The organism is Cytobacillus oceanisediminis 2691, from assembly GCF_000294775.2.
Classification (GTDB): domain Bacteria; phylum Bacillota; class Bacilli; order Bacillales; family Cytobacillaceae; genus Cytobacillus; species Cytobacillus pseudoceanisediminis.
The window spans coordinates 5,369,292-5,385,595 of record NZ_CP015506.1 but is presented as its reverse complement, the minus strand read 5'-3'; the positions used below and the strand labels follow the sequence as shown (position 1 = coordinate 5,385,595).

The 16,304-nt window shown below is 38.4% G+C and carries 14 protein-coding genes and 1 pseudogene; 10 read left to right on the top strand and 5 right to left on the bottom strand.

Features of this window, described 5'->3' with window-relative positions; translation table 11 throughout:
* Positions 1-2: 2 nt before the first annotated feature.
* A complete protein-coding gene (locus A361_RS26825; protein ID WP_019382801.1) occupies positions 3-1,022 on the top strand; it encodes a hypothetical protein in 1,020 nt (339 codons plus the stop codon).
* A 607-nt stretch (positions 1,023-1,629) separates the two neighbouring features.
* Here A361_RS26825 and A361_RS26820 read toward each other — a convergent pair.
* A complete protein-coding gene (locus A361_RS26820) occupies positions 1,630-3,075 on the bottom strand; it encodes a DEAD/DEAH box helicase (protein WP_019382800.1) in 1,446 nt (481 codons plus the stop codon).
* 386 nt (positions 3,076-3,461) lie between these two features.
* Positions 3,462-4,916, bottom strand: a pseudogene (locus A361_RS26815) (PLP-dependent aminotransferase family protein).
* A gap of 118 nt (positions 4,917-5,034) precedes the next feature.
* Between A361_RS26815 and A361_RS26810 the strand changes: the two are divergent.
* From A361_RS26810 to A361_RS26780, 7 genes are all read left to right on the top strand, one after another.
* Positions 5,035-5,655, top strand: a complete 621-nt coding sequence (locus A361_RS26810; protein ID WP_009332436.1) for a LysE/ArgO family amino acid transporter — start codon at positions 5,035-5,037, stop codon at positions 5,653-5,655.
* Positions 5,656-5,814: 159 nt separating this feature from the next.
* The gene (locus A361_RS26805) at positions 5,815-6,312 is read left to right on the top strand and encodes an LURP-one-related/scramblase family protein (RefSeq protein ID WP_019382797.1); all 498 of its coding nucleotides are present in this window, start codon (positions 5,815-5,817) and stop codon (positions 6,310-6,312) included.
* Between the two features lie 259 nt (positions 6,313-6,571).
* Complete coding sequence (locus A361_RS29610; protein WP_082919423.1) at positions 6,572-8,164, top strand: T7SS effector LXG polymorphic toxin; 1,593 nt, start codon at positions 6,572-6,574, stop codon at positions 8,162-8,164.
* Between the two features lie 18 nt (positions 8,165-8,182).
* Positions 8,183-8,608 (top strand): SMI1/KNR4 family protein, encoded by a 426-nt coding sequence (locus A361_RS26795; protein WP_026041605.1) that lies wholly within the window; start codon positions 8,183-8,185, stop codon positions 8,606-8,608.
* Between the two features lie 458 nt (positions 8,609-9,066).
* Positions 9,067-9,312 carry a hypothetical protein gene (locus tag A361_RS30100; protein WP_071158161.1) on the top strand — a complete coding sequence of 82 codons (246 nt, stop codon included), beginning with the start codon at positions 9,067-9,069 and terminating at the stop codon, positions 9,310-9,312.
* 305 nt (positions 9,313-9,617) lie between these two features.
* The gene (locus A361_RS31055) at positions 9,618-10,760 is read left to right on the top strand and encodes an HNH endonuclease (protein ID WP_236887955.1); all 1,143 of its coding nucleotides are present in this window, start codon (positions 9,618-9,620) and stop codon (positions 10,758-10,760) included.
* Positions 10,761-10,774: 14 nt separating this feature from the next.
* A complete protein-coding gene (locus A361_RS26780) occupies positions 10,775-11,224 on the top strand; it encodes an SMI1/KNR4 family protein (RefSeq protein WP_019383520.1) in 450 nt (149 codons plus the stop codon).
* A 519-nt stretch (positions 11,225-11,743) separates the two neighbouring features.
* Here the strand turns inward: A361_RS26780 and A361_RS26775 are convergent.
* Positions 11,744-12,208 carry a hypothetical protein gene (locus A361_RS26775; protein WP_009332427.1) on the bottom strand — a complete coding sequence of 155 codons (465 nt, stop codon included), beginning with the start codon at positions 12,206-12,208 and terminating at the stop codon, positions 11,744-11,746.
* 21 nt (positions 12,209-12,229) lie between these two features.
* Positions 12,230-12,709 carry a GyrI-like domain-containing protein gene (locus A361_RS26770; RefSeq protein ID WP_009332426.1) on the bottom strand — a complete coding sequence of 160 codons (480 nt, stop codon included), beginning with the start codon at positions 12,707-12,709 and terminating at the stop codon, positions 12,230-12,232.
* A gap of 110 nt (positions 12,710-12,819) precedes the next feature.
* Between A361_RS26770 and A361_RS26765 the strand changes: the two genes are divergently transcribed.
* Entirely contained in the window at positions 12,820-13,782 is a 963-nt protein-coding gene (locus A361_RS26765) for a helix-turn-helix transcriptional regulator (protein WP_019383521.1), read from the top strand.
* A 61-nt stretch (positions 13,783-13,843) separates the two neighbouring features.
* On the opposite strand, the gene A361_RS26760 is transcribed toward A361_RS26765, so the two are convergent.
* Complete coding sequence (locus A361_RS26760) at positions 13,844-14,314, bottom strand: SRPBCC family protein (protein ID WP_019383522.1); 471 nt, start codon at positions 14,312-14,314, stop codon at positions 13,844-13,846.
* A gap of 471 nt (positions 14,315-14,785) precedes the next feature.
* On the opposite strand from A361_RS26760, the gene A361_RS26755 reads away from it, so the two are divergent.
* On the top strand, positions 14,786-16,171 hold the full coding sequence (locus A361_RS26755; protein WP_019383523.1) for an amino acid permease: 1,386 nt from the start codon (positions 14,786-14,788) through the stop codon (positions 16,169-16,171).
* Positions 16,172-16,304 lie beyond the last annotated feature (133 nt).

Sequence of the window (16,304 nt, the reverse complement as noted above, 5' to 3'; positions counted from 1 at the left end):
ACTTGGAAATCAAAATTACTGATTTTGTTGGTAAGGGGTCCTCATTACTTTTCAGTTTTCCTTTATATACAAAAATAAAATTTGATTTAGAAGTTGAATCAAGAGATGAAATAGAGGTTTTAGATTATAACGAGGAATTTGGTCCCACTATTCTTAATCATACGGAATATATTGAAGGGATGGATTTTAGATTTTTAAAAACGATTTTCTTAAAGGAGCATAATATCTATTCTTATTGTCCAGAGTGTAAGAGAGATAATTATATTGTAAGCAATGGACTTGAAGCAATTCTTGATAATGATACAGATGATATATTGACAATAGGGACAAATATTAGTTCAGCAGAGGAAAATGAGGCACACGAGCAATATGCACTGGAAAAGTTACAAAGTCGTGCGAAAGAATTTTTTGAAAAGGTGTTCGGCGAAACTAACACAATTCAACTTAAATTCCATTGCACATCTAAACATAAACATAAAATGTATGTTATTTTTCATTTAACGGAAGATGGTTACCTAATCAAAACGGGACAATATCCTTCAATCATGGACTTTGAAAAATTCAAAAATCTTGATGAGATTTTTGGTAAGGATAATGTATCCAAGAAAGATTTTAGGACTGCAACAATACTAAAGACTCACAATTACGGAGTGGCAGCGTTTCTTTATTTAAGGAGAATTTTTGAAAGGCTAATCATCTTGAAAGCTCAAACAGCTATATCAGAAGGATTGCTTAGAGAAGAGGACTTTGAAAAGAAAAAAATGCAAGAAAAAGTAAAACAATTACATGAGCTAGGTAAGATTCCTGATTATCTAAATGAAAATAAAACTTTTATTTATGGGATACTTAGTAAGGGTCTACACCAACTGACTGAAAAAGATTGTCTAGCAAATTATGAACCTCTAAAAGAAGCAATACTCATAATTCTTAAAGAGAATAGTGATTTGGAGAAACGAGAAAAAATAAAAAAGGAAACGAGTAAAAAACTTAATTCTATCCATACAGAAATGAAAAGTAAGTAATTATTTTATCATTAGATCCTTTTTCCTCTTATGAATATGGGCTAAAGAGATTAATTCTATTTGGGAAATGAAGAGTGGGAAGCAATTTTAAGCCAATAATATTTCCATTGTTAAATGGTTACTAGTAGGACAACCCGTTGATGAAATTGCCGCAGGAACTAATCTTTCCTTAAAATAAATGCCACTTATTAAAGAAAAGTAAGAATCCAATGTATAAAAAGATCTTGAGAGTTTATGTCTAGGAAGAAATGTCCTAGACATTTTTTTCTGCAAAAAGTGAAGGTTTTACTAAGGGAATGTTATTTACTGCCAAAGAATTTATAAATTCTAAACTTAAATAGCAGGGAACCTCTAACTGGTTTGTTTACATTATTAGAAACTCCTTTAGTTAGTGATGTAGTAATAACCAAGACTTAATTATTATTCAAATTAACAATTGACTGAATAAACTAAAACAGACAGGAAAAATTTCACCCTGTCTGTTTTTTGCCTCTTAAATAACTACGGTGAACCGTACCATAAGTAAGCAAGGTTTATTAGAAGTTTAAGCCGGCCAATGAAAATCCCCCTCATCTAATAAAGTGAGGGGGATTTAAGTTTTTTCTACTTATTTAATCGCTTTGCTTACTTTTAACTTCTTCCCTTTGATGGTCGCATTTTCCATGGCTTGTAAAACTAATGAGCCTTTTCCATTCAGAATATCAACATAAGACATTTGATCATGGATGGTGATAATGCCGATATCATCTGCTGTGACTCCAGGGATTTTTGCGATCGTTCCGACAAAGTCAACAGCGCGGATTTTCTTCTTTTTCCCGCCGGTAAAATGGAGTTTCATAATATCTTGATTGATTCGGGCTGTTTTATTATTTCTTACAATACGCCTGTTGTTAAGTTTTTCTTCGAAAGCAGCTTTTCCACCAGCCACTTCAAGATGGCTGGGTGCTTCTCTAGCAGGTAGATCAAAGCCGATGTATCTTTCAATGGCTTTAATGAATTTTCCTTCAAAAGGTGTTGAAAACGTAATGGCCTTTCCTTTATTTCCAGCACGGCCTGTTCTTCCGGTTCGGTGTACATAGCTCTCTTTTTCCATAGGAACGTCATAGTTGATGACAAGTGTCACATTATCAATATCAATACCTCTGGCAGCTACATCAGTGGCCACGAGATAGCGGAAGTTCCCCAGTTTGAAACCTTCCATAACAGAGAATCGGTCTTCTTGCTCCAGCCCCCCATGGAGTCTCTCACAAGGATATCCAGCTTTATCTAGTTCGCTATACACAGTATCAACGTGTTCTTTGGTTCGGCAGAAAATCAGGCAGCTGTCTGGATTTTCTACAACCGTGACGTCTTTAAGGAGTGAGATCTTTTCTTCTTCTCTCACTTCAATTAAAGAATGTTCAATGGTATCGGCCGTCACCTTGGTCGATTCAATCTTAATCTGAATAGGATCTTTCATATATTTATGGCAAAGATTTTCAACATCTTTAGGCAGAGTTGCAGAAAAAACCATTGTTACTCGGTTTGAAGGCAGCTCTTTGATGATCGCTTCCACTTCATCGATGAAACCTCTATTAAGCATCTCATCAGCTTCATCTATGATAAGATACTTTATTTGATCCAAAATCAAGGTTTCTCGTTCAATATGGTCCATGACTCGTCCAGGGGTGCCAACAACTACATGAGTTTTTTGTTTCAATTCATCCTTTTGTTTCGAAAAAGGTTCTTTTCCATAAACGGCCACAGCTTTAATGCGTTTAAACCTTCCGATATTCGTAATATCTTCGCGGACTTGAACCGCAAGTTCCCTAGTTGGCGTAAGAATTATGGCCTGTGGTTTTTTTTCTTCCCATTCAACCATATCGGAAACAGGAATACCAAAGGAGGCAGTCTTTCCACTTCCTGTTTGAGCTTTTACGACAAGATCTTGATTTTTCATTGCTAATGGAATGACTTCACTTTGAACTTCTGTTGGGGTTTCGTATTTTAACACAGCTAGTGCTCTTTTTATTTCTTCGCTTACATGAAAATCAGCAAAACTTCTTTTATTCATTTTTAAACCTCGTTCTTTGTTTTTTCATCATATGTATAGAATTCTCTCCAAGAATTATTATATGCATTTTCTGAATATGGTTCATTATACTTGAAAAGTACGGACAAAACGGCTTTTATTTTAAATTTTAAAAAGTATAAGGATGCGTTATTGATCTCAGATAACTTGAGGGAAAAAGATAATGAACAATACAATGCTTCTTTTTACAATAGTAATAAAAAATAACTCTGTTCTTTTAGGTAAGTCCAAAAACCTCTTTAGATATATTACGGAGAACCTTATCACCAATAGTGTTAAAACAAAAAGTTAAACTTGTCCTGGATAAACCCTTATTATATAGAAGTTTATAAAAATAAGGATACCGTTATTACGGTATCCTCATAAATTCAATTCATAGAAGAATTTTTAATAAGTTGTGCTAAATAAACCAGCCCTTCTTCTAGTTGATCCATTGAAGCATATGAATAGGAAATGCGAAGGTGCTGATCATCATTATTATCATACACACTACCTGGATTTAATAAAATTCCTTCTCGAAGGGCTGCGTTAAATAGCTTTCGGGTGGAAACACCTGTTAGTAATTTAAGCCAGATATAAAATCCACCTTTTGGGGTCTTCCATGTTGCTATATCGGAAAAATATTTCTCTAAAATTTGAATGGTGAAATCCCTTCTGAATCTTAATTCCTCTTTCGTTTCCTTTAAGAAGCCCTCATACATACCAATACGAAGCCATTTGTCTACAGCATATTGTGATAAGGAACTTGAGCCATAATCTGTTTGCATCTTTATATCTGCCAAACGTTCAATAACAGGTTCGGGTCCTACAATCCAACCGATTCGTAAACCGGGGCTCAATGTTTTGGACATGCTTCCTATATACAGGACATTTCCTTGTGTATCATTAGCTTTCAAAGGATTTGGCGGAGGGTTTTCAAACCATAAATCGCCATAAACATCATCCTCGATGATAGGTAAAGACTCCCTTTGACAAACCTTTATTAATTCAAGCCGCCTTTTTTCAGACATTAATGTGCCGGTTGGATTGTGAAAAGTGGGTATCGTATAGAGTATAGCCGCATGATGCTGCCGCTTCATACGCCCAATTGAGTCACTTTTAATTCCTTCTTTGTCAAGTGGAATACCCAATAAATTCATTCCAGCCGATTGGAAAACGTGTACGGAGTTTAAATAGGATGGTGATTCATGAAGTATTGTTGAGCCTCTTTTTAAAACTCCAATAGAAATCAATTGAAGCGCTTGTAGTCCTCCAGAAACAATTAAAATCGATTCGGGGGAAGCTTCAATTCCCTTTGTTCTTAAATATGCACTAACGGTTTTACGTAAAGATAGGCTCCCTTTAGACTCCATGTATCCAAGCGATAAAGACTGCTCAGTATCTATTTGCAGTATTTGCCCCATTTTTTTGCTGGGTAACAAGTCTGGTGAAAGTTCTCCTGTCCCAAGCCTAATCATAGCAGGGTCTGCTTCTGCTTTATTAATTTCTTGGATGATATTTATATTTGGTTTATGAATACCGGATTTTACATAACTAATCCAATCTGGAGGAGGAGTGGAAGCAAGCAGGCTCCATGTATTGTTAATCACCCTAGTACCGCTCCCAACCTTAGATTCAATTAGTCCATCGGCAGCCAGTTCTTCAAGTGCAGTTACAATGGTACTGCGATTTACTTGAAATCGTTTTGCTAAATTTCTTTATGGTGGTATTTTAGTGCCTAATGTCCATTCACCGTTCATTATTTTGTTTTTCATAAAATCATATATTTGCTGATGTAAAGGAACAACAGAATTTTTTTCTGGCTTCCAATCTAATTCAGACATAGGCTATCTCCAATCATTTTTTAAAATTATACCAAATGGTTGGTTAGACTCCCATCCAAATGGTTGGAGACATATGACTCGTCCTTAGCTATTCTAGATAAGAATAGGGGGAATCAAAATGGAACCATTATTTCATGGGATGATATTGGCATTTGGATTAATCTTACCTTTAGGAGTTCAAAATGTATTTGTATTTAATCAAGGAGCGACACACAACAAATTCACCAATGCTTTACCTGCAATTATTACAGCAGGGGTTTGTGATACAATACTGATTTATTTGGCTGTTGCCGGGGTATCCATTATTGTTTTTAGTTTTGAATGGTTAAAGGTTTTGTTATTTTTTGTTGGATTCCTTTTCTTAGTTTATATGGGTTGGATTATGTGGAAAAACACACCCGAAATAAACGCTAATCAAGAACAAAACCGTTTTTCTGCACGTCGTCAGGTTACTTTTGCCGCTTCTGTCTCATTACTTAATCCTCATGCTATTATGGATACTATTGGAGTTATAGGAACTAGTTCATTGGCTTATACAGGATATGAGAAATGGGTGTTTACCGTGGCTTGTATAATGATTTCCTGGATCTGGTTCTTTTTCTTAGCGATTTCTGGAAGGAAAATTGGTCAATTTGATAAAAATGGTAAGTTCTTAAAATATATGAATCAAGTTTCCGTTCTTATTATATGGGCTATGGCTATTTATATGGGATATCAACTGTACTCATTATTAAGTTAGCATGAACTTTAGGAAGCTTTACCATAAATGCAAAGTGAACCGTATTATAAGCAGCTTTTAAATCCGATTAGTTACATGGTGGTCTTCCTTGATGTTTCATAACAGTTAGAACAAGATTATACTAATTTGTAATATGCTATATAAAAAGGGGGTCATAAAGTGAGGCAACTTTATATAAAGCAGAAGGTGTTTAGTCTTAGTGGCAAATTTACAGTAAAGGACCAGCAGGAGAACGATGTATATTATGTAGAGGGAAGTTTTATGCAAATTCCAAAAACATTCTCCATTATGAATACAGAAAGAGATGAAATAGCCCTCATTACGAAAAAGGTGTTCAGCTTTTTACCGAAATTTTTTGTTGAGGTAAATGGTCGAGAGGTGCTGACGATTAAGAAGGAGTTATCCTTCTTTAAAGCACGCTATACGATTGATTCGGCAGGCATTGAAGTACAAGGTAATTGGTGGGATATGGATTTTCAGGTATTACAGCATGGCGAAGTTGCAGGGAAAGTGAGCAAGGAGTGGTTTACTTGGGGCGACAGCTACAAGGTTCAAATTTTAGATGAAGAGATGGAAGCCATCATGGTTGCACTCGTTGTTGCAATTGATTGTGTGAAGGCCGACCAGGCAGCTGCTTCTTCTGCGGCGACACCATAACGTGGGAATAAATAATAAAAGGCAGAAGAATTTTAAAAAAATCCGGTGAACCTTACAGAAGTAATAACAATAAAAAAAGTGCCCAACCCAGATGTTATAAAGGGAAAAGGCACTTTTCCTATTTGTTTATTTCTCTATCTAATAAACCTCCCGATCCTCAGCCACTTTCAATACTCTTCCAGGAGAACATCATTATAAGTTCTTGTTCGCTGCAATCGTCATTTAAAGTAAGCATTCAACTAAGGGTCAGTACAAATTTTTGTCATCTGGTCATAAGAGTCCTGTAAGTAGTGCGTATTACCAGGAATGCCACCTGCCTTTCCTGCAATTCCTTGAATCCTGGATAGACGAGTACCAATCCTATTTAAAGAGTTTTATAGATTCATTGAAAGCACTTGAAGCCTCCCCATCAGGCTTTATCCGCCAGGAATTCCTGGACCATGAACTCAAGCAGGGGCTGAAAAATACTCTTCAGATCACTGCTGAGCTGACAGAGGAAGCGAATGAGATCATGAAGTCCGTAAGCGATATTGCTGCGCTTCCTCGGCTGGAAGATGGCCGCTTTATCCAGGCAACAAAGCGAGCCGAGGATTCAAGCCAAGAAACCGTTGAAAAACTGGAGGATTTTGACCATCGGGAAACGGCTGCACTGGACCCACTCCTGCATGAGCTAACTCTTATGAACCAGTACATTCAAAAAATGGCGGGCATGTTCCAAAGCGGCAGCTTATCTCTAACCCATTACCAGACAAAAACTCTAACCTGGAAGGATTTCCATGAGGAAGTATCGAATCCTAACCCAGAAAGCGAGCAAAGTATCCTTCATGATATGGCTGAAGGAGTCATCGAGGGTGCATCCAAAGCTATAGAAGATACATGGGAAGGACTGAAGTCAACCTATGAGCTGGGACGGACCATCATGGGGCCGTTCAGTCCGTTGTTTTTGGGCAATGAATTTCTGTTTAACCGTGACCAGCTTCTTGAAAACCAAAGGAAGCATCGGGAATTTTATTTAGGCATTTTAAATGACCCCATAGGAAAAGCACGCCAGGCTCTGGATATGCCGAAATATATATGGTCCGCTGTCTCAAGTGCCTGGGAGCGAGATGTCATAAATGGTAGTGCCAAAAGCCGGACAGCCTTCTTTACCTATGGCCTGACTTCCCTGGGAATTGGCATTCTTGGGGATAAGGGGATTGGGAAAGCTGGAACCATTGCTAAGACGGTTGGCCAGGCTGGTAAAGGAGAGAAGGCACTTTCTATTTACACGCCGGTTCAGACACCGGCCATGGCTGGAGGGAGACTGGCTCAGGGGCCTGTGCCTTATAATGTTATTAATGATCCGTTGACGAAGATTAAGACGGTGACTGATGATGTGTTTGGGATTAAGGGTACGGGCAAAGCTGCGGGGCTAAAATCAAGAAAATTATCTTCTGAACAAATTGAATTAGATTGGCTAGATGACAAGTATACTGCTGTAGAAGTAAAAGGAACAGTTAATGTTGGAGGAAAGAAAGTAGATGTATCAAGAAGAGTGTACCAAATTGAGATTGATAAAAATTATGTACCTAATAATCCGAAGGCACTAGGAAAGTCGAATGGAGAATTAATGGAAAAGGGGAAATCCCCATATATTGTAAAAGACGGAGTGGAAAGTAAAGTTGAATTACACCATTTAGTTCAAAAAGAACCTGGTGGAATGGTTGAAATTGCGGAGTTAACTCATGATAAATACGATTCGACGCTACATGGTTTAGTTGAAAATGGAAAAAGTTTTAGGAATAATCCAGAACTCGAAAAAATGTATAATAACTTTAGAAGTAACTATTGGAAAATGCGTGCTAGTGAGTAATAGGAGTGAGTTTAATTGATGAATGAAAGAATTATAAAGATGATCGAAAAATATGGTGAAGAAGATGATTTTTTTGGAGAAGTATCAGAAGAATATATTAATAAGGCTGAAGAAAGACTTAAAGTTAAATTTCCTCGAAGTTACCGCAATTTTATAAAAAAATATGGTTCGGGAGGAATATGTGGAGTGGAGCTTGAAGGTGTTCAGGGGAATTTAGGAGCATCTGTAGTTAATGCAACAGAGAGATGGAGAAAATTAGGGTTGGGTTTGAACTTAATTGTTTTAGAGGACTCGGGAGAATTTGTTAGATGTATGTATAGTGCAGATATTAAAGATGACAGAGTATTTAGTTGGGAAAGGGCGGGGACAGATTTACACCCAAGGTATAATACATTTGACGACTATGTAATAGACATATTTCAAGAAGGAATTGATAACTGGTAAAAAAACAATGAGGTGAATCCAAGGGATACTTATTAATCAATTGCACTTGATGTCAACTGGGACTGAACCCGTTTTCGGTACAGTAATGAAAGCACCTTTAACCAGCTACCAAAAATTAATAAAATAATAGGTATAGGATTTAAGGAATTGAATCTATCTAATTTTATAAAGGAATTCACAGGTGGGCTACAGGAGATGTTGGCTCACCTTTTGTTCTGTTAGGGAACTTAAAAGGGTCTATGATGACATGCCGAATTCTCTTTGCTTCGTAGCGGGATGTCGTAAATGGAGACGCCAAAAGCCGGACAGCCTTCTTTACCTATGGCCTGACTTCAATTGGGATTGGTATTCTTGGGGATAAGGGGATAGGAAAGCCAGGCACGATAGCCAAGACGGTTGGCCAGGCTGGTAAAGGAGAGAAGACACTTCCGATTTACAAGCCGGTTCAGACACCAGCAGTGGCTGGAGGACTGGCTCAGGGGTCGTTCCCATATAATGTTCTTTATGATCCTTTAACGAAGATCAAGAGGGTGACAGAGAAAGTATTTGGAGTTAAGGGTAAAAATCACTCTATTTATATTGACCAAATTGATTATGGAGCTTATTTGAAAAAGAACAAAGGTGAACCACCAAGTGATATGTATGATCCTCATGCCCATCATATTGTATTAAGAAAGGAAATGGGAAAGCTCAACAGGAATTAGTATAAAGAAGGACAGGAAATATTAAAAGAATATGACATTGATCCAATTTTGGGGCTTGAAAACCTGGTATGGGCACCAAATAGAGTCAAGGGTCAACATGGAATTGAAGCACTTAGGAATGGGCTACCAATGACGAATATACTGTGATTAATAATCATAAAGACTAGGTAACGCTAGGCATCAAAGCGAGCCAAGGATTCAAGCCGCGAAACGTTGAGAAACTGTATGACTTCGACCATCGGAAAACGGCTGCACTGGACCCTCTCCTGCATGATTTATCCCTCATGAACCAGTACCTCCAAAAAATGGCGGTCATATTCCAAAGCGGCAACTTATCTCTAACCCATTATCAGCCAAAAACTCTTTCCTGGAAGGATTTCCATGAGGAAATATCGAATCCCAATCCAGAAAGCGAGCAAAGTATCCTTCATGATATGGCTGAAGGAGTCATCGAGGGTGCATCCAAAGCTATAGAAGATACATGGGAAGGACTGAAGTCAACCTATGAGCTGGGACGGACCATCATGGGGCCGTTCAGTCCGTTGTTTTTGGGCAATGAATTTCTGTTTAACCGTGACCAGCTTCTTGAAAACCAAAGGAAGCATCGGGAATTTTATTTAGGCATTTTAAATGACCCCATAGGAAAAGCACGCCAGGCTCTGGATATGCCGAAATATATATGGTCCGCTGTCTCAAGTGCCTGGGAGCGAGATGTCATAAATGGTAGTGCCAAGAGCCGGACAGCCTTCTTTACCTATGGCCTGACTTCCCTGGGAATTGGCATTCTTGGGGATAAGGGGATTGGGAAAGCTGGAACCATTGCTAAGACAGTTGGCCAGGCTGGTAAAGGAGAGAAGGCACTTTCTATTTACACGCCGGTTCAGACACCGGCCATGGCTGGAGGGAGACTGGCTCAGGGGCCTGTGCCGTATAATGTTCTTAATGATCCGTTTACGAAGATTAAGGCGGTGACTGATGATGTGTTTGGGGTTAAGGGTACGGGTAAAAGTAATTTAGAAGTCCAATTTACCAAAGAACAACTTGCCACTAAACCGTCATATTCGCCTGCCCCGGATAAATGGACAAAGAAAGGCGGTAAAGTGACAATTGATGAAGATGGCACTTGGGTGTATACAAATAAAAAGGGACAGACTGTAAGGTATCCTGATGGTTATCCAGACTTCACTGAATATGCACATCCAACTGTTAAGCCGGTAGAAATTGAAATTGCAAATCCAACCAATCGTCCATTGGATTATAAAAATGCTAATGTAGAGGCAGGATTAAGTAAAGATTCTGATCCTCCTGTGCCCGCATTAGATAAGCCACCTGTGGGATATATCTGGCATCATCATCAAAATGGGAAAACGATGATTCTAGTAGATAAAGATATTCATAGACAATTTACTCATACGGGAGGAGTATCGACAGTTAATGGAAAAAAATAAGGGAGGATATAAAAATGGTCAAAATTGAAGGTTCTCATAAGAAACTTACTATAGAAGAAATTAAACAGTTTGAAATAGATAATGGTGTGAAATTAACAGAAAAATACACTGAATTTTTACTTAAATGGAATGGTGGATACCCGAAAGAAAGTATATTTACTATTTCAGATAAAATGGGAAAAAGTGTTTTGAATGTATTTAATGGTATAGGTGAAATGTACGATAATCTAGAAAAAGTTATAGATATATACGAATATAGGCTTGCTAAAGGCTTTATACCAATAGCAGATGATCCAGCAGGCAATGTTATATGCTTAGGTACGGAGGAACCTTTTTACGACAAGATTTATTTTTGGGATCATGAACAGGAACCTGAAGACCCAGATGATATGAGTAATATGTATTTTTTAGCAAATGATATTGATGAATTTTTAGATAATTTATATGAGGACACAGAAGAATAAAAAGAAGTATTAACATGAAGAACATTATACAGTTATTTTAAAGCACTTGATTGTTTAATAGGCAACAAGTGCTTTTTGGTGAGAAATTTATGCTTTTGGACAACATAAAAAATGCTTATGAAATTCATAACTCATGATGGTTGTACTATCACAGTAATATATTTAATACTTCCTTTGTGAAAGAAGTACGATAAAAAGACGAGATGACATTTTAGAGCCCGAAAGCCTTGTTTGATGCTAAGGGTGCTAATAAAGATATTAAGAATTAAAGTGCAGCCATATTCTCTCTTTACTCAGTGGCACTCGCTTTCCAAGGGGCATCCGGAATAGAGATATGCCTGAGCCCACCTTACTGCCTATATACATTTCCAGAGTTCAGGCACCTGTGTAGTAATTCTAATTTAACGAAACTTTACGAAAAAGTAACAGCACCCCCTAATATAATGGAGAGGTGCTGTTTTGTAATTGCCTACATGTATTGTCTGTATCATTGTCCTTAGAGTTGAATTATTTCTAACCCTAATACTCCCCTCTAATTACAAAAAACGACCCCCGAATAACCCCCGCCAATTTAGACTTCCGCCTGGCAAACTTAAACTTCCCTTCTAATTCCTTTGGTATTTCCATTCCCTCAGAAAGTTTAAAACCAACAGCACGTTTCTTGGGGTCATCAACCGTATACATGACGTTGACACTAAGGCCATCCTCATAAAAGACGTAGGTCCATTTAATATTTTCGACTTGAAATTGGGAAGTTTCTAAAGGTTTGGCTGCAAACTCTATATCCCGTTCTTTTTTCAAGATATGGTTTACATAATCAAGGGTTTCCTGGCTTTCGCTGGCAGGTACAACGGTAAATTCATGCTTATATTTAGTCATGAAGTAACGGGCCTCATTTGCACGCAAACCAGCAAGGGCTTCCGCTGCCGGTGAAGACTCTAGACCAGCTGCAGACACATTTTTGAAATCAACAATATAGGACATTTTCATCCCGCCTTTTATTTCCTATTTCCTAACAACAGGAATCCACATTTCACCAAATACTAAGCCATTTCGCTGGCCCATTTCAACCGCTGCATTGGGCCCGCCAACATAGGCAACATTTGTTGCTTCCGGCAAGACTTGACCAAAGGCCATGCCGGTAAGCATATTGCTCAACATTTCAGCTGTCTCGGCTTCCCCTTTAACAACGATGTATTCTCCTTTAGGGAATTGGATCAGTCTGGATGCTTCTGGGAGCGACTCCTCTGTCATGACGCCGGCATAATGCATCATCTTGTTATTCACCGCTTCGTTCACGGTAAAAATGTAATCATTTGCGGCAATAGCTTTTAATTTATCAAGCCTGCCATCCTGTTTAACTGCCTGCCAAAAATCCGCCTTTTCCTTATTGATGCCGGCATAGTCTGTGTAATCGCTCTTCAGTTCAGTTCCGATGCCTAAAACCGTAAAGCCTTCTTTTTCTTCCAGAGTATAATCTGCCATAATCAAAACCTTCCTTCTCTAAAAATTGATCAAATGATTTATCTTTTCACTTGATGAGTTTATAATAACTTTAAATCATGTCAAAAAATGATACTGTTTAGGAGGTCCCCATGAAAAAAGTTGAACGGATTAATGTGATGATGCGGTATATCAATAACCGCGCCCACTTTACTATTTCTGAAATCATGCGGGAATTTAACATCTCCCGTTCAACGGCTATTAGAGATATTCGGGAAATTGAAGCCATGGGGATGCCGCTTGTCGCTGAAGTTGGCAGGGATGGGGGTTATTTTGTCATGAACAATTCTGTCCTGCCCACTGTCCGCTTTACTGATAATGAAATCAAAGCACTGTTTATTGCCTTTATGGCTACAAGAAACCTTCAGCTCCCTTATCTAAAGAGCCGTCAGTCTTTAGCTGAAAAATTAATCGGCCTCATCTCAGAAGCCCAGCAGGAAGACATTGTTCTATTAAATAAAATCCTGCTGTTTGAAGGGACCAACCCCAATAATCCCGACCTGCTTGAACTGTCGGACCTCCCTCATCCGATGCTGGAGAAACTCATCCAAACCCATCTTTTGGATAGATATTTATTGATTACCATTAACGAAGAGAAGGAAATCAGGTCTTATCCCATTTATCTCTTGCACCTTTATCGTGAAAAAAGCATCTGGCTGATTGAAGGCTTTGACTTAAAGGAAGGAAAGAAACAAATTTTCCCCGTGGACAATCTCACCAGCGTCGAACCATATCCTGTGAACAAAAGAGTAAGCAGAAAAAATATTATAGAAAAAATAAGCAAGCAGGAGGAAGTAATCAATCTTGTCCTTGAACTCGGTCCACAGGCGATTGCCCAGTTCAAAAAATACCATCCTTTAAAAGTATCCATTTCTTATACAAATCCTTACCAAACGACAGCCGTTCTAAAGACTTTTATCAATGTCAATAATTCAGAAGAGCTGACCGAAATGACCAATTGGCTGCTTTTCCTCGGAGGGGATATCAAGGTCAGGGAGATGCCGGAAGAAATCTTAGAAGGTTTACAAGAGAGATTAGGCTTATTCTGCCCATAAGCAGAGCTAGTTAAAACCGGCATTTTGCCAGGTTTGCAGAGCCCCTAATAGCTCTTTAATTTTACATACAAGCCAGATGCTCCTCAAGGCGCTCCATTGTCTGTTCGGCACCTGGGGCGGCATATGTTTTCACCTTTTCAAATACAGCGGCAGTTTCTTCAAAAATTGTGGTATAAGTGAGCTTCGTTTTGCCATCCAGATCCTCAAAGGCCGCTGTGGCGAGAAAATGGGGAAATACATCATGTTTGAAGACGATTCGCTCGGGTTTAACGACCTCTACAAAGACGTTGGTATTCGGAAAATCAACGCCATCAGGACCGTGCATGATAAACTGCCATGTACCGCCCGGTTTCATATCGAATGTTTGAGAAGTCAACGTAAAACCTTGAGGTCCCCACCACTTTGACAGATGCTCTTCTTTCGTCCAAGAATCAAACACAAGATCAACAGGCACATCAAATACGCGGGTCACTGTAATTTCACGGTCCCCTATTTGTGTTGTCATTTTGTTTGTTGAGTTGTTTTGGTTCATGTCGATCCCTCCAAGTTAAATTTGATTAAAACCATATCACTAATCCCTCTTGCCCATTAGCTGTTCAGCCGCCATATTATTAATTTGCTAATCGTTTATCATTATCCTTCCGATAAACGGTGTGAGATTCTCCTGATTTAATTGTTAAATAGTCTTTGATAAGTTTAAGTGGCTTCTTACACTATTTCATCCTAAATGCAGCGTTATTAAGCAAGGTGTTTTAAGTATAAATAGAAAGGAGCAATTACTTCTCTCCTTTGATTAGGTCAGAAGTATTTTTGTATTTTACTATAGTATTTATTTGTGACTCTTTCCTGTTGTTAACATTGATATACAGCCATTTATTAAAATATTCCATTGTAATTATTAGTGGTATTTATTATTATAAATGAGTATTTTAGTACAAGATTAAGAATCTTTTTAACCAATATTTCTTGATATTTCAATATTTTCAACAAAGGAGGATATGGAGTGGCAAACAAAGAATTGAAGAGAGGCTTAGAATCACGTCACATTCAGATGATTGCTCTGGGTGGTACGATTGGTGTCGGCTTATTTATGGGATCAGCAAGCACCATTCAATGGACAGGACCGTCTGTGCTTCTTGCTTATATAACTGCAGGGATTTTTATCTACTTCATCATGCGTGCCATGGGGGAAATGTTGTATTTAGAGCCTAACACGGGGTCCTTTGCCACATTTGGCTATAAGTATATTCATCCATTGGCTGGGTATTTGACTGCCTGGAGCAACTGGTTTCAATGGGTAATAGTCGGGATGGCTGAAATTATTGCCGTCGGTGCCTACATGCAATACTGGTTTCCTGACTTGCCTGCGTGGATACCGGGTATCATTGCCATGGTGATGCTGGGAGCCGCGAATTTAATATCCGTTAAATCATTTGGTGAATTTGAATTTTGGTTTTCCTTGATTAAAGTTGTAACGATCATCTTAATGATCATTGCCGGTTTTGGGCTTATTTTTTTCGGAATTGGCAATGGAGGTGAGGCAATTGGTTTTTCTAATCTTTGGGAGCATGGCGGATTCTTTACAGGCGGATGGACAGGCTTTTTCTTTGCCCTATCCCTTGTAATTGGAGCGTATCAAGGCGTTGAACTAATTGGAATTACAGCAGGGGAAGCAAAAGACCCCAGGAAAACGCTTACGAGTGCAATTCAAAGTATCATTTGGCGGATTTTGATTTTCTATATAGGGGCTATTTTGGTGATTGTAACTGTATATCCTTGGGATCAGCTTCAATCGGTCGGAAGCCCATTTGTGGCTACTTTTGCAAAAGTAGGAATTACTGCGGCTGCAGGAATTATTAACTTTGTTGTTATTACAGCGGCGATGTCCGGCTGCAACAGCGGTATTTATAGTGCAGGTCGTATGCTTTATACGTTAGGAGTAAATGGGCAGGCACCTAAATTCTTTACGAAAATATCTTCTCAAGGTGTACCGATTGTCGGTACTATGGGTGTACTGATTGGTTTAGCGGTTGGTGTTGTTTTAAGCTATATTGCACCAGAAAATTTATTTGTCTATGTATACAGTGCAAGTGTTCTTCCAGGTATGGTTCCATGGTTTGTCATCTTAATCAGCCAAATTAAGTTTAGAAAAGCAAAAGGAGCTGAAATGGACAAGCATCCATTCAAAATGCCTTTTGCTCCTGTGACCAATTATTTAACCATCGCATTTTTATTGATGGTATTAGTGGGAATGTGGCTGAATGATGATACCCGGATCTCGCTGATCGCAGGTATTGTTTTTCTGGGAATTGTAACTTTAAGTTATTTCGCTTTTGGAATAGGAAAGCGTGTACCACGAGATTCTGGAGAAGATAAAGAAGCAGCTTAATAGAGAAGAATTCCTTCAGCATATTGAGCTGATATGCTCATTGAAAGAACATTAAACCAAAGATGATTCAACCTGCAATTCTGCAGATAAATTGATAAAAGCATTATAATTATTACCACCTTGATAGACTAAA

Bases quoted from the DNA above. Each gene is read 5' to 3' on its own strand.
- A361_RS26775 (WP_009332427.1), bottom strand. From the start codon at position 12,208: ATGTCCTATATTGTTGATTTCAAAAATGTGTCTGCAGCTGGTCTAGAG.
- A361_RS26765 (WP_019383521.1), top strand. From the start codon at position 12,820: ATGAAAAAAGTTGAACGGATTAATGTGATGATGCGGTATATCAATAAC.
- A361_RS26760 (WP_019383522.1), bottom strand. From the start codon at position 14,314: ATGAACCAAAACAACTCAACAAACAAAATGACAACACAAATAGGGGAC.
- A361_RS26810 (WP_009332436.1), top strand. From the start codon at position 5,035: ATGGAACCATTATTTCATGGGATGATATTGGCATTTGGATTAATCTTA.
- A361_RS31055 (WP_236887955.1), top strand. From the start codon at position 9,618: ATGGCGGTCATATTCCAAAGCGGCAACTTATCTCTAACCCATTATCAG.
- A361_RS26770 (WP_009332426.1), bottom strand. From the start codon at position 12,709: ATGGCAGATTATACTCTGGAAGAAAAAGAAGGCTTTACGGTTTTAGGC.
- A361_RS26820 (WP_019382800.1), bottom strand. From the start codon at position 3,075: ATGAATAAAAGAAGTTTTGCTGATTTTCATGTAAGCGAAGAAATAAAA.
- A361_RS26795 (WP_026041605.1), top strand. From the start codon at position 8,183: ATGAATGAAAGAATTATAAAGATGATCGAAAAATATGGTGAAGAAGAT.
- A361_RS26780 (WP_019383520.1), top strand. From the start codon at position 10,775: ATGGTCAAAATTGAAGGTTCTCATAAGAAACTTACTATAGAAGAAATT.